The sequence below is a fragment of the Pseudomonas urmiensis genome (assembly GCF_014268815.2).
Classification (GTDB): Bacteria; Pseudomonadota; Gammaproteobacteria; order Pseudomonadales; family Pseudomonadaceae; genus Aquipseudomonas; species Aquipseudomonas urmiensis.
This window is the reverse complement of sequence record NZ_JABWRE020000001.1, coordinates 568,861-581,382: the sequence shown is the minus strand read 5'-3', so window position 1 is coordinate 581,382 and position 12,522 is coordinate 568,861. Positions and strand designations below refer to the sequence as shown.

The following is a 12,522-nucleotide window of genomic DNA, read 5'->3' as shown; positions in this document are numbered from 1 at the left end:
TATTATTCCACAGGGATGCATTTCCGCAAACCCCTGTTGTCGAATTACTCGGCACCAAGCTGTAACAAGCCGTCTAACGCGGCGATCACCGTTTGTCGGCGCACCGCTTCGCGGTCGCCGTCGAAGTGGCGGCGCTCGCTGCATACACGGCTGCCGTCGGCCCAGGCCAGCCATACGGTGCCTACCGGTTTGGCCGGTGAGCCGCCGTCGGGCCCGGCCACGCCGCTGACCGCCACGGCAAAGCGTGCCCCGCTGGCGGCCTGGGCGCCACGCACCATGGCCTCGACCACTTCCTGGCTGACCGCCCCAACCTGGCCGAACAACACCTCGGGCACGCCCAGCTGGCGGGTTTTCTGTCGATTGGAATAGGTCACATAACCTGCTTCGAACCAGGCCGAACTGCCGGAGACACGCGTGATGGCCTCGGCGATGCCACCGCCCGTGCACGACTCAGCCGTGCTCACCTGGGCATTGAGGCGGCGCATGTGCTCGCCAAGACGGGCGGAAAGAACAGTGATCGGGTCCATGACGGGCTCCTGTGAAGATTAGCCACTACCCTAGCAGACAGTTTCCGGGCTGGTTACTGCGAGATCTTGCCCAGACGCTGCGCCAGCCAGCGGGCCGGAAAATGAATGAAAAGCAGGTAACTGATTAACAGCAAGTACTCGAGCGCCAGCAGCATGCTCGAGGCAAACACCGCGAATAGGAGTGGGTGGCGACCAAACAGACGGAACTTGGCGCGATGCTGGGCGAAGTCGACATAGGTGAAGTAGTTGTAGTGAATCATGAAGCCGACCAACAAGGCCCACCCCACGTAAATCAGCAGGTAGCGATGCCACGCCAGGACGGGCAGCCGGGCCGGCAATGCGCCAACGGATCGACACAACAGCAGTGCCAGAACGACGGCAAACAGCGGTGCGGCGAGCGCGATGTAATTGCCGATGGCCATGGCTTGGAGCGGAAAGTTGGACGACCAAGGCCCCACCCGGCCCAGCAGGTGTTGCTCCAGAACCTGCTGCAGCACCAGCGCCAGCTCGCCCTGGGCGTGGGCCTGGGTAGGCAAGCACAGCGCAATGGCATAGATAGGCAAGGCGCTGGTGACAATGATCAGCCACTGGGCGCGATTGAGCGATACAGCCTGGGTGTTGGGCTTCATGACATCCTGTTCATTACACGCAAACCAAGCGACGCACGCACAGCGTATTTACGCGAACGTCATTAGGGCGCGCCATGGTATCGCCCGCCGAGGCCTTGTCAATTGAAGCGCAAGGATGAAGGCCCCAGGCGCGTGCCAATGTTCGACGCGCAAGACTGATCAGTGCTGCAAGCCCCGAATGTAGTCCTGACAGGCGCGCAGGGCGATCAGTCCGCGATCACCGTCGTCGCTGATGGCGATAATTCTTCGAGCATGCGCCGGGTCAAGTCGGGCGCGTACGGGGCCATGATCCATGCCGCCGGGGGCGGCGGTGGCAGGCACGCCGGCACAGGCGGCGTCGCGCTCGACCAGGACCGACAAGCGCAGATCGGCAGTAGCAAGGCGATCACGCAGGCGTACTTGAGTCTGCTGTACATCGGCAAGCTCCTGGAAATGTCTCGATTCACTGTCATGCAGGCGTTGTTCAAGCCCCAGGCGCTGGTCACGCTCGGCCAGCAACTGGCGATTGATCAGCAGCGCCTGCTCGCGCAGCTGCTGCTCATTCCGCTGGGCCTGCTGCGCCAGTTGCCCGCCATAACGCCAGGCCTGGACTTGCCAGGCCAGCGCCACACAGAACACAACCAGCAGCGCGTACAGCCCGAACTGCACACGGTTCAACACAGCACCTCGCGGGCACGCGCCCACAGCTTGAGGCGGTCATCCAGGCCATTGAGGCCGCCGTTGATGTGGCGGGTAATGCGGTTGAACTCACCGCGATCGGCCAGCGCATTGAGCCCGCGTGAATGCCAGAACCAGGCCGCCGACTCACAGGCCCAGCGTGGCTGCTCGAGCATCTGCGGTTGTGCCAGCAAGCGCTCGTCGCCGAACAGGGCTCGGCTGCAGGCTTGGTAATTGTTGCGCCCGGTGACCTGGATCAGGCCACGGCCGCAATACAGCTGGCCATCGCCATCGGCCTGGGGCGTATTGCCCAGGCGCAGGGCCAGGCTGCCGGTGTCATAGCGTGCCAGATAGCGATCGCTCCCCAGCTCTTTTACGTAACGCAGCTGGCCGGACTCATGGCCAACCTGGGCGAGAAACGCGGCAATTCGCTTGGGATGATTGATCTCCCAACGGGCCATGGCCTCGTTGAGTGGTGCGAGAAACGCGCCGGCTCGTTGGCCGACGAGAGGATAAATCTGTTTGAGTTGGCTCTCCGTGAGCATGGGGTACCTCCTGGTGGACAACAACGAACAAAGCCCAAGCCCAGCCTGGGCTGATGATGTGACTTGAATGCGCTCGACAATAGCCAGGGTTGATCACCATGGGCACAGGGAAACCCGTGCAAGGGTACGTACTAAGCCTTGACCGAGGCGGTCCGCCGCGACGCCGCACCCTTGGCCTGCGCCTTGCCCGCCTTGCCACCATTGCACTGCACCGTGGTGCGCCAGCCTGAGCTGGTGAACACCTGCTCCACCGACTCGATCAGGTACAGGCCATCTAGCCCGGCGATAAAGCCCGTGGCCTCGATGCTGCGCTCGGCAAACAAGTCGGTGCGCCCGGGCATGTCCAGGCGCACGCTGGCAGTGGCGCGATTGAAGCTGGCCAGGCGTGCCTTGGCGGCCTGCTCGGCAGCGTTGCGGTTGGGGTAGACATGGCGATCGGTGTGCACCGGCTGATCACCCGGCGGCACCTCGCTGTTGTTCAGCTCGACCACTTGCAGGGCGCCGCTGGCACTGTCCTGGTGACGGGTGCGCACCGCTTTGTGGGCGTGCTTGTTATCCAGCCTGAACTGCCACTGGCTGACCGCGCTGCGCTCAAGGGTAACCACCCCCAGTGGCTTGCCACTGGCGCTCTGCCCGGCTTGGCGGGGAAGCACCAGCAGTTGGCCGTTGGCAAGCTTGGCGGTGCAGTCGTACAGCCGTGCCAGGCGGGTGATGAAATTGAGATCCGACTCGCTGTATTGATCGACCCGGTCGACGTGGCTGAGCACCGGACACACCGCCTGCCAGCCGTTGCGCGCGGCGATCTGGGCGACGATCTGTTGCACTGAGACGAACTCCCAGCTGCCGCTGCGAATGGTCTTGCCGCTGCCGCACAGGTCACTGGCCTTGCCACGGATCACCAGGCTGTCGGGCGGGCCGGACAGTTCTACCTCGTCGACCGTGTAGCGGCCCAGGCGAGTCAGTGGCTGTCCCGCGTACCCCAACTGCACCTCGATCGAGGCACCCCGCGCAGGCAGGGCCACGGCGCCATCACGGGCATCGATGCGCAACTCGAAGTCGTCCGATTCCATGCCCGGTTTATCCGTGGTGCGCAGCAGGAGCAGGCGGTCGTTGATCAGTGCGGTGATGTCGTGACCATCGGCGACGATGCGAAAGATCGGTTGCATGACAAGACTCCTCTATCAATCCCACAGCAGCAGCGTGCCGCTGGTTTGCGCCGCCAAGGCTGGCAGCAGGATGAGCACACCGGCGCGAAACGGTTGGGCCTCGTCCGCCAGGCCCTGATTGGCGGCCAGCACGGCCTCCAGCGTGCCATTGAGATGGCCGTAGTAGTGGTGGCAGAGGCTATCGAGCAGATCGCCCTCAGACGTCATGCAGGTCTTGGCCATAGCTGACGAACTCCAGTGAGAATCCTTGTTTGCGTGGAATACCGCCGGCCAGCAAGCTGGCCTGGTCTTCCTCGATACTGGTCAAGCACCAGGTGCCAAGCACCTCGCCGTAGCCGGTGATCAACGACAGCGGCAGCAACTGGCGGCCAATACCGCGCAAGGTCTGCAGCTGGCCCAGGCCACCTTTGAAACCAGGGAAGATCGCACCACGAATGCTGATGGTCTCCTCGCCGCGGCTGACCGCCTGCTGCGCGTTGTCGCGGCTCAGGCGCTCCTGGCCGGCCCAGCGAAAACGCGTCTGCCGGCGTAGTTGATCGAACGCGGCGGTATCGAGGTTGAAGTAGTACGGTGCAGCGCCAGGCTTGAGTGGTTGCAGCACCAGCAGGTGGGGAAACGGTTTGATCGCCTGCGCTGCGGGTGTGGTGTCAGGCGCAAAGCCCAAGGTCGACAGCGCGTCACTGACCGTCGTACGTACCTCGCCCACCACCCGACGAATCGCCGCTCCCGCCTTGCCCGCATGTTCGGCAAAGGTATCGATGCGCTCACGCACCTGGCGTACTACGCCCAGCGTTTGGTCGTATTTGCCAATCGCCTTGTCGACCCTGGCCTGGGCTGCGGAGATCGCACGCAAGGTGCGCTGCAGCCGCAGTCCAATAGCCGGCCCGACTACCGGCAGGCCTTCAAGATCTGAGGCCGCACTCTGCACGTGGTCGATGGCCTGGTTGAGCGGGTCAAGCATGGCATCGGCACGCTGGCGCCCAGCCTCCCCCGCCTTGACCAAGGCATATAGCCCGGCTTGTAGCTGTTGCAGGTAAGTCATGAAGCGTCCTCAGGCAACGTGGGGGGTGTCGGCCAACTGCACCGACTGCGCCCGCTCCATCAACTCGCTCAGGGTGCGCCGGGCAATTGCCTCCATTTGCTGGAGCACCGAGGGGTCATCGAGGGAGGTGTTCAACGTCAGGGGCATGTTGGCGGTGAAGGTGAACTGCTGATTGATCGGCGGGCGGGGGCTGGTTGCTGGAGTCGGCACTGTCGAAGCGGGTATCGATGGCTGCTCAGTGGCGGTATCCAGCCTGCGCGCCGCTTCACCCACGGAGGTAGGTGCCTGGCGCTGCTCGCTGACAGTGGCTGGTGGATTTTGGCTGAAACCCATGGACACGTTTCTGGCCAGCCAGCCGCCGACGCTTTCTCCGCCCATGCTGCCCAGCGCCCCACCGATCAGGCCTCCGATCGCCGTACCAATGACCGGCACTACCGAGCCGATGGCGGCGCCAGCTGCGGCGCCGGCCAGGGTGCCACCCAGCCCACCCACGGCAGTGCCGTAACCTTCGAGCTTTTCTTGCGAGCTGCCTTCACTGCTGAAGGTTTGGGCAATCTGCAGACCCGCATCCACCAGAGCGCCACCTGGGACACGCTTGAGCAATCCTTTTGCCAAGGGGCTCGCGCCACTGACCGCCTTGAACATCGATGACTGGCCTGACACAGGAGATTGGCTGCCTGCACCAGGGTTCCTGGACGCATGGGTTTGTTTCATAGATTGCGCCGGGATGATGTCGCCAGCGGCAGTATCGCTGCCCATCTGCGCAAGCCGGTTTGGCGCAGCAGAGCCAAGCCGTGGGGTGCTTGAAGCGTTGTTTCGGTTAGCCTCACCGGTAGGGGTAGCATCTGCGAAGACGCTTACTGGCGGTTGAGCAAGCGCGGTGATCGAAGTGGAGTTCTGCGCCCGTTGCTGCTCTTGGCCGCCCTCTTGGTCTTCGAACTCTTCCTCCTCTTCCTCTTCTTCTATTGCCAGTCCGGGTGCATCCGTTTGCTGTCCTCCAGCACCCCGGGAAAGCGTTGTCGGCACTTTTCCTGGGCCTGGCTCTGGCTCTGGCGAATCCTTGCCAGCAAAAAATCCGTAGAGACTTTCACCGGCCATGCCACCGAGCTTCTCCCCGACGTAGCCGCCGACCAACTCGCCGATGTCGTCAGCCTTTTTCTTGCCAATCACGCCACCCAGTGCGGCGCCTAGCAGGCTGCCGCCCAACTCACCCAGTGCGCCGCCAATCCCCTTGGCGGTCTCTTTGCCGTTTTCAGCAAAGGTCAACGAGTCAACGACCTTCAAGCTTGCCGAAGCCGCAGCCATGTTGCGCCTGCTTTTTACCGCTTCTGTGGCTCGCTGTTGTTGATCAGGTGAAAGCTGCAGGTACGCCTCGTACCCTCCCCAACCAGCGGCGACTGCGGCGCCCGTGGCAGCAGACAAGGTCAGTCCGGTCTTGAGGGCTTCGAAGCTTGACCCCACCAGGGGCTGCTCCGTGCGCTTGGCAGTCGTCGCAGTGCCATCCTTCGGCGCTGAGGCGGGAGCAGACGTTGCTGCATGTGCTGCCTTGGCCTGGGTCGCTACAGGCAGCGGCATGGGGATCTGCCACGGGCCAGGCGCAATCAGCGCCTGGCGTGCCAAGATCTGGTAGCGGCGCTGCAAGCGCTCGACGGCAGCGGCCTCCCGCTCGAGCCTGTCGATCTGCGCCTCGTGCGTTTGAGCCTGATCAATCGCTAGCGCACCCTCCACTTGACCGGTCTTGTCCAGTTCAAGCCCCAGGCGAAACACCTCTGAGCTGATCCGCCCTAGGCGGATGCTATCCGCTTGCTTGCGCAGCGGCGCCAGCCGTTGGCGCAGCAGGTCGAAGGTGATGCCCAAAGTCTGAGCAAGCGTGACGGCGGTGCCGAGCGCGGATACTTGTGTATCGGCCATCCGTTCCTCCTTTTACTCCGAAAGCCACCAGACCATGTCGCTGTGCGACATGGTCATGATTTCGCTCGCGGAAAAGTTCAGCTCCTTGGCCAGCCGCTTGGCAGCGGCTTTCTGCCGGGCCGGGTCAAAGCTCGTCGTCCTGCACCAGGCGAAAGTAGCCGCTCTGCAAGCGGCTGTAGTCTTTCAGGGCCAGGCCTTCGAGGTCCTTGACGCCGACCTCGGCCAGCGAGGCGAACAGGTTCAGTTCACGCTGCTCGTCATCGCCCGCGCCACCCGCTTGGGCATTGCGGATGTCACGCACAGTCGGCGCACGCAGCGACAGGCTGTCGACCTGCACGCCGTTGGCTTCGCTGGCACGAGACAAGCGCACCGTCACCCGCTCAGCGTTCAGGGTCAGCCATTGCGGAAGCTTTTTCGCTTGAGCCATGTCGGTTCTCCTTACAGGCCAAGGGCTGCACGTTGCGCGGCCAGTTGGTCGACACCGTCGATCACGCGCTTCATGCCCAGGGCATCGATCTCGTAGACCAGGCGGCCATCGACTTCGAGTTTGTAGTAGGTGACGGCGACGCTGTGTTTGATCTCGGCCTTGTCGCCAGATTTCCAGTCGCCCATGTCGACTTCCTTGAGCGAGCCACGCAGGGTGACCACCACTGGATTGATCTTGCCCTTGAGGCCCTTGAAGGCGCCGCGGAAGGTGCCGTTGAAGGCACTGGCATCGGCCAGGCCGAAGAACTTCAGGGCTTCGCGGCGCACACCGGTCGTGGTGAACGCGGCTTCCTGTTTCTCCATGCCCTGGTCCATCTCGACCGGCATATCCATGCCGCCGGGGCGGTGCTCTTCCATCTTCAGAGTGAGTTTGGGCAGGGTCAGGCTGGGTACATCGCCCTGGAAGCTGACGCCGTCGACGAACAGGTTCAGGTTGGCCAGGGTTTCGGGAATCATTGCCATGTAGATGCGCTCCTTAAGCGGCGGAATCGAGGACTTCGGTCAGCCACTGGTTGGTGACTTCGACGCGGAAATTGGGGTTTTCGGCAGGCGGGACATCGGTGAAGCGGATGTTCCAGTACACCTTGCCCTGCTCCAGTTGGCTGGCGGTGTTCAGTTCAGGGTCGGCGTAGACCTCGAAATTGATGATCGCGCCCTGGTTCTTCAGGTCGCGCATGAAGGCCTGCAGGCCCTCGGTGACGTCCTTGACGTAGGTGGCGGTGATCGCCCGGTCGACTGCCCATTTGTGGCCGTAGAGAATCGCGTCCATGACGATGTCCATGGTCCGCACACGGGTGACGAAAGCCCATTTCGGGTCGCTGGACAGGGTTCGGTTACCCCACAGGCGGAAGCCGTCGTCGCGAATGATGGTGGCGATGTTGGCGTTGTTCAGCAGGTTGGCGCGGCAGCTGTCGTCGCCATCGAGGAACTCCACCGGACGGCGGGTACCCGTGATACCGACGAACTCCTTGTTCGACGGCGAGGCCCAGAAGCCGTATTCGCTGTCAGTCCAGGCGAACAGGCCGGCGACCCAGGCCGAACCTGGTGCATCGACGGTGGCCTCGGCGTCGTTGTCCCAGTAACGCACGCCTGGGTCGACCAAAAAGGCTCGCTTGGCGCCAAAGTTGCCAGCGTAGGCGATGGCCGCCTCGTCGGTGGTGTTCGGCCCATCGATGATGGCGATGGCGCGCAGTTTGTCGGCCAGAGCGACCAGCGCGGTGCCAACGGCCTCGACGGCACTGTGCTGGGGCGCCACCAGCAGGCGTGGCTGGGCGTTGAAGCGGCTCTTGCCGTCGAGTAGCGCTTGCAGGCCGGTGCGTTTGCCGTCCGCTTGAACCGCGCCGATGATGGCTGCGGTCTGCTCGGCTGCGTCTTCGACCTTGGCTACGCCACAGGCGACGATGACGGCCTTGGCGCGGCTGTAGATTGCCCGGCAGGCCTTGGTGATGGCGGCGTCCTGGCCGAATGCCGCGACCGCTTCGCGCTCACTGGTGATCAGCACCAGCTCGTTGGCCTTGGCGCTGATGCCAGCGCCTTCGCTGAAGGTGTCGACCAGGCCGATGATCGACGAAGAAGGCAGCGCAATGCTGCGCGCGCCGGTATCGACATTAGTAACGGTGACGCCGTGGAAGAATCCACTCATGTGTTAGTACTCCAGATATGAAAAGACCCCGCGATGCGGGGTCTGGATGGGGTGCAGAAAAACGAACCTTCTACCCAGGCAGGAGGTTATTGAGGTGGGTTGGTGGTGGAGGCAATCGCCTGGTCAGGACTGACCGGCCAGCGAATGGCCAAGGGGTAATCGGCTTGCTGGTTCACTCGGTTGAGCTCGATGCGATAGCGCTTCCAGGCAAGCAGTGCGGCAAGCTCCTGCTCACTCGCTTCGCCAACATCGGCGGCATCTTCCAGTGGCACGATACGGATCGCTGCCTCAGCCAGCTTGCTGTCGCGCAAGGCCAGCGCCAGGGCCACGGCCTTGTCACGTTGTGCATCGACATCGGCCACCCAGGCACTGCCATTCCAAGTGTGCAGCGGGCCTGGGAAAGGCTCGCGGGTCAGCGTGTCTGGCAGCGGACCCAACAGCAGATACTCCTGGGCATCGCCAGTGGCAGTGCTATAGACGGTGCCACGATTGTCTTGAACCAACTCCCAGGTGTCAGTTTGCCTGTTGCGCACTATCGCAAAGCCGGGGCTGGAGGCTGGCGGGGAGTCGGCGAAGGCGAGTGCGGGCACCAGCCAGTTGCCCTCCTCCAGCGGATCGGGATCAGCCAGGCCTTGGCCAATGTACTCCAGGGTTTCAGGATGAGCGTTATAGGTCGTAGGTGCGTCCATGTTTACCTCGTCAGTATTTGATGCATGCGAGCAGCGCGATGTTGCGCGGACGTGCTTCATTGCCACCGCTAGCACCGATCGTCACCACGTGGCTGTGGTCACCGGCACTGGCAGCGGTGCCGGAAATAGTGTGGGTATGGGCACCGGCCGGGTTGGTGGCTGCGGTCGTGCCGTTCTGCAAGTTGGCGGTGGTGAAGTTGGGCGAGCCACCACCGACGTTGTTGTTCTGCGCACGAGGCGCGGTATGGCTATGCTCGCCGGCGGCCAGGGCGGTACCGCTGATGGCGTGGGTATGCGCACCTGCCGCCGCGGCAGAACCTGCGTGGGTATGGCTGAGGTTCTGCCCAGCCTGTACCGAACCCAGGCCTCGACCGGCGTCCAGCCCGCGCCCGTCATCGACGCCTCGTATGAACTCGCCGCGCAAGTCCGGCAGGTTGAACGTGGTACTGCCATCACCTGCGCCGAACGTCGTACCGATCTGGGCGAACAACCCGGCATAGAGCACTCGACCCACCGCAGCACCATTGGCCTTGATGTAGCCAACTGGCGGCGTATTGCCTGCCACATGGATGATGCTGCCTGGGGGGACACCGTTGTCGAGCCTGGCCCAGGCAGTCCATTGGTTGTTGTATTGGCTACGGGCATACACTGCACTGCCACCGGAATACTGAATCGCCAGCTGGCTGCGGTTGGAAGTCGAAGCAATCGTCGAGTAGAAGGTTGTCGTTATGTGCCAGTACCAGACTGGGTCGGGCGTATTGGCATGATTACTGAGGATGACCTGGTTGACCGCAAGATTAGGGTCCTGGTTTGTCGCTCCTTGGGCTAAACCACTGGCGGCATTCACCGCAGCGGCCAAGCCGACCACTTCACTGATGGCATGTGTGTGTGTTGTTGGCGCTGCGCCCAAGGTAGTACGCGCCGCCTGCGCATTGGCGTCATCGAGCAAGGTGCGGCTGAACGCCGACAACGGCGCCATGGCGAACGTGTCGGCCGCCGTGCTGTAGATCAGTTGGTCAGCGGCTGAGCTCAAGCCGGCAAGGGCGGTCAGCGTTGCATCCAAAGGCTGTTTGCCCGCCAGGGCATTGGTCATGGTGGTAGCAAAGTTCGGATCGTTGGCCAATGACGCAGCCAGCTCCTTGAGCGTATCGAGGGTGCCCGGAGCCGAGTCGACCAGGCCCGCAATCGCTCCCTGGACGAAAGCGGTGGTTGCCAGCTGCTGGGTATTGGTGCCTTTCACCGCTGTCGGCGCCGTTGGCGCGCCGCGCAAGGCGGGCGAATCGGTGATGCTCAATTCCGCCCAGGCCGACCAGACATTGGAGTAGCACGAGCGGCTGTAGACCCGGCCGCTGTTGTAGGTGGTGTAGAGCTGACTGCAAATCGCCGGGCTGGCACATTGCACCAACAGGGTGCCGGCGACTGCCTCGGGATAATTCAGGGCCAGGGTCGCGTTGGCATTGGCCGTCTGCCCGTAGGAACCTGGGGTAGTCATGCTGTTGAGATTGGACCCGGCAGGTAGATTGCTGCCGGATACTCCTACACTGCCCCAACCCAAAGAGCCCAGTAACTGTTGCGTGAACTGGGTAGTGGCAATACTCGTGTCGTTGCTAGCGATCGCCGCTGTCGGGGCTTTCGGTGCACCGCTCAAGATGGGAGAGGCAAGGTCGGCCTTGAGTGCCAAGGACGCGTCGACCTGCGCCTTGGTGTAGACGTCTGTGAGCCCGTAACCTGCGACCGTAGTCGGGTTGCTGGCCGCCACCACGCGGCCATACTTGTCCACCGTGACGCTACGATAAGTACCTGCCGCGACGCCGCTCCGGCCGTAGGCCATTTCGAACGCCAGCGCGGTTACGCCTACGGAAATAAGGCCGTCAGTTACCAGTTGCCAAGCGCTATCGGCATTGACGCTGCCTTGTTCGACATGCACCAGTAGCCCCGGAGTGACCTTGGTGGAACTGTCAGCATCGCTGCAGCGTGTCCAGGCGCCGCTAGCGGCGAGGTAGAGGCCATTGTCCTTCGCGGCAGCCTGGTTCTTCACCAGAACCCGCGCGCCAGCTGGCAGCGCAACCCCGTCGATACCCTGCAATCCGCTTAAGGTAATAGCCGCAGTGGTCGCAGCCAGCACCGAATGCTTGAAGTCCTGCCTGGCCAACTCTTCTGTCACCCATTCACGGGTGGCCAGCACCACGCTGGGATCAATTTTCAGTTGCACATTGCTGGCACTGCTGACGACCAAGTTCATCCTCACGATCTGGGTACGACCCGATCCCTGGCTCAACAGCGGCTTGAAAGTCGGTGCGCAATTGGCCACGGCGATCATGTCGCCATCGGCGTCATACAGCGCGATCTCGCGGATCCAGCGGCCACCGACATCGGCAGGAATAACCTGCTCGGCGATGATGATGGCGCTGTTCTTGTCGTCGACCTTGAGCTGGTTCAGCGGCGCCCGGCGCCATTCGTTGAGCAGCTTGGTCTGGTTGGCACTTGGCGTCGGATCGGTGCCGTTGGCGTCGCCGACGCCCATCTGGGTGATTTTCCACGCGATGCCCAAGGCATCCGCGTTGGCCTGCTTCGCCGCCCCCACATTGGTGAGAATGGCGTAGAACTGTGAATTCTGGTCAACCATGTGCAATGTCCAAGGTATCGATTGAATGTTCGCGGCCACCGCGACCGATGACGCCAATAACGTCTATGTCACGTGCCGCCAAGGGGTAGATGTCCAGCTCGTCGCCTTCTTGGCATGCGCAGCCGACATGAAAAGCGCCGCGGCTTTCGAGGCTGATGACCAGGCCGGTCAAATGTCGACTGACGGGCCTGGCGTCATCGATCAGCGACGACAGCTGCTGATAGGTTTGTTCGTTGATGCCTGCGTCGGACACGCCGATCTTCAAGGCGAAGGTTCCGGGCACTGCTGCGGGTTCGGCCTGCCACCACTCCTCTACCTCGATCAGATAGCCGAATGGCTCGACCACCCGCCTGAGTGCGCCGAGGGTGCCTTTGTGGGCGTGGACGAAGAACGCCGAGCGGATCACCGAACGCTTGATGGTGTCGCTCCAGCTATCGTCCCAGCGGTCGACCGACCACGCCCAGGCCAGCTGATAGAGCAGGTGTGATGGGCAATTGTCGGGGTTGTAGAGCAAACGCAGGTCGACCATGAGGTCCTCATCCCCGGCCACCTCGATGGCCCGCTCCAGGGGCGAACGATTGAGCGGTAGAAGGCTATGCATA

Annotated in this window: 14 protein-coding genes and 1 pseudogene; all 15 read right to left on the bottom strand. The window is 62.7% G+C overall.

Annotated elements, in window-relative coordinates; all coding sequences use genetic code 11:
* Nucleotides 1–44: 44 nt before the first annotated feature.
* Entirely contained in the window at nucleotides 45–527 is a 483-nt protein-coding gene (locus HU737_RS02620) for a CinA family protein (protein WP_186555387.1), read from the bottom strand.
* Between the two features lie 53 nt (nucleotides 528–580).
* Nucleotides 581–1,156 (bottom strand): hypothetical protein, encoded by a 576-nt coding sequence (locus HU737_RS02615; protein ID WP_186555388.1) that lies wholly within the window; start codon nucleotides 1,154–1,156, stop codon nucleotides 581–583.
* Nucleotides 1,157–1,315: 159 nt separating this feature from the next.
* Nucleotides 1,316–1,816 carry a lysis system spanin subunit gene (locus HU737_RS02610; RefSeq protein WP_434726640.1) on the bottom strand — a complete coding sequence of 167 codons (501 nt, stop codon included), beginning with the start codon at nucleotides 1,814–1,816 and terminating at the stop codon, nucleotides 1,316–1,318.
* A complete protein-coding gene (locus tag HU737_RS02605; RefSeq protein WP_186555390.1) occupies nucleotides 1,810–2,358 on the bottom strand; it encodes a glycoside hydrolase family 19 protein in 549 nt (182 codons plus the stop codon). Before HU737_RS02605 ends, HU737_RS02610 begins: the two co-directional genes overlap by 7 nt.
* Before the next feature lie 131 nt (nucleotides 2,359–2,489).
* Nucleotides 2,490–3,524 (bottom strand): phage late control D family protein, encoded by a 1,035-nt coding sequence (locus tag HU737_RS02600; protein WP_186555391.1) that lies wholly within the window; start codon nucleotides 3,522–3,524, stop codon nucleotides 2,490–2,492.
* A 15-nt stretch (nucleotides 3,525–3,539) separates the two neighbouring features.
* Nucleotides 3,540–3,746, bottom strand: coding sequence for a tail protein X (locus HU737_RS02595; protein WP_186555392.1), 207 nt, complete (start codon nucleotides 3,744–3,746; stop codon nucleotides 3,540–3,542).
* Entirely contained in the window at nucleotides 3,721–4,566 is an 846-nt protein-coding gene (locus HU737_RS02590) for a phage tail protein (protein WP_186555393.1), read from the bottom strand. Before HU737_RS02590 ends, HU737_RS02595 begins: the two co-directional genes overlap by 26 nt.
* Before the next feature lie 9 nt (nucleotides 4,567–4,575).
* On the bottom strand, nucleotides 4,576–6,477 hold the full coding sequence (locus tag HU737_RS02585; protein ID WP_186555394.1) for a hypothetical protein: 1,902 nt from the start codon (nucleotides 6,475–6,477) through the stop codon (nucleotides 4,576–4,578).
* 124 nt (nucleotides 6,478–6,601) lie between these two features.
* The gene (locus HU737_RS02580; RefSeq protein ID WP_186555395.1) at nucleotides 6,602–6,904 is read right to left on the bottom strand and encodes a phage tail assembly protein; all 303 of its coding nucleotides are present in this window, start codon (nucleotides 6,902–6,904) and stop codon (nucleotides 6,602–6,604) included.
* A gap of 11 nt (nucleotides 6,905–6,915) precedes the next feature.
* On the bottom strand, nucleotides 6,916–7,425 hold the full coding sequence (locus HU737_RS02575; protein WP_186555396.1) for a phage major tail tube protein: 510 nt from the start codon (nucleotides 7,423–7,425) through the stop codon (nucleotides 6,916–6,918).
* Between the two features lie 13 nt (nucleotides 7,426–7,438).
* Nucleotides 7,439–8,605, bottom strand: coding sequence for a phage tail sheath subtilisin-like domain-containing protein (locus HU737_RS02570; protein WP_186555397.1), 1,167 nt, complete (start codon nucleotides 8,603–8,605; stop codon nucleotides 7,439–7,441).
* Between the two features lie 86 nt (nucleotides 8,606–8,691).
* Nucleotides 8,692–9,294, bottom strand: a complete 603-nt coding sequence (locus tag HU737_RS02565; protein WP_186555398.1) for a tail fiber assembly protein — start codon at nucleotides 9,292–9,294, stop codon at nucleotides 8,692–8,694.
* Between the two features lie 10 nt (nucleotides 9,295–9,304).
* Nucleotides 9,305–10,273 carry a phage tail protein gene (locus tag HU737_RS02560; RefSeq protein ID WP_186555483.1) on the bottom strand — a complete coding sequence of 323 codons (969 nt, stop codon included), beginning with the start codon at nucleotides 10,271–10,273 and terminating at the stop codon, nucleotides 9,305–9,307.
* 537 nt (nucleotides 10,274–10,810) lie between these two features.
* Nucleotides 10,811–11,920: pseudogene (locus tag HU737_RS02555) on the bottom strand (phage tail protein); the annotation flags it as partial.
* The gene (locus tag HU737_RS02550) at nucleotides 11,913–12,521 is read right to left on the bottom strand and encodes a phage tail protein I (protein ID WP_186555399.1); all 609 of its coding nucleotides are present in this window, start codon (nucleotides 12,519–12,521) and stop codon (nucleotides 11,913–11,915) included. The gene HU737_RS02550 and the pseudogene HU737_RS02555, both read right to left, overlap by 8 nt.
* Nucleotide 12,522 lies beyond the last annotated feature (1 nt).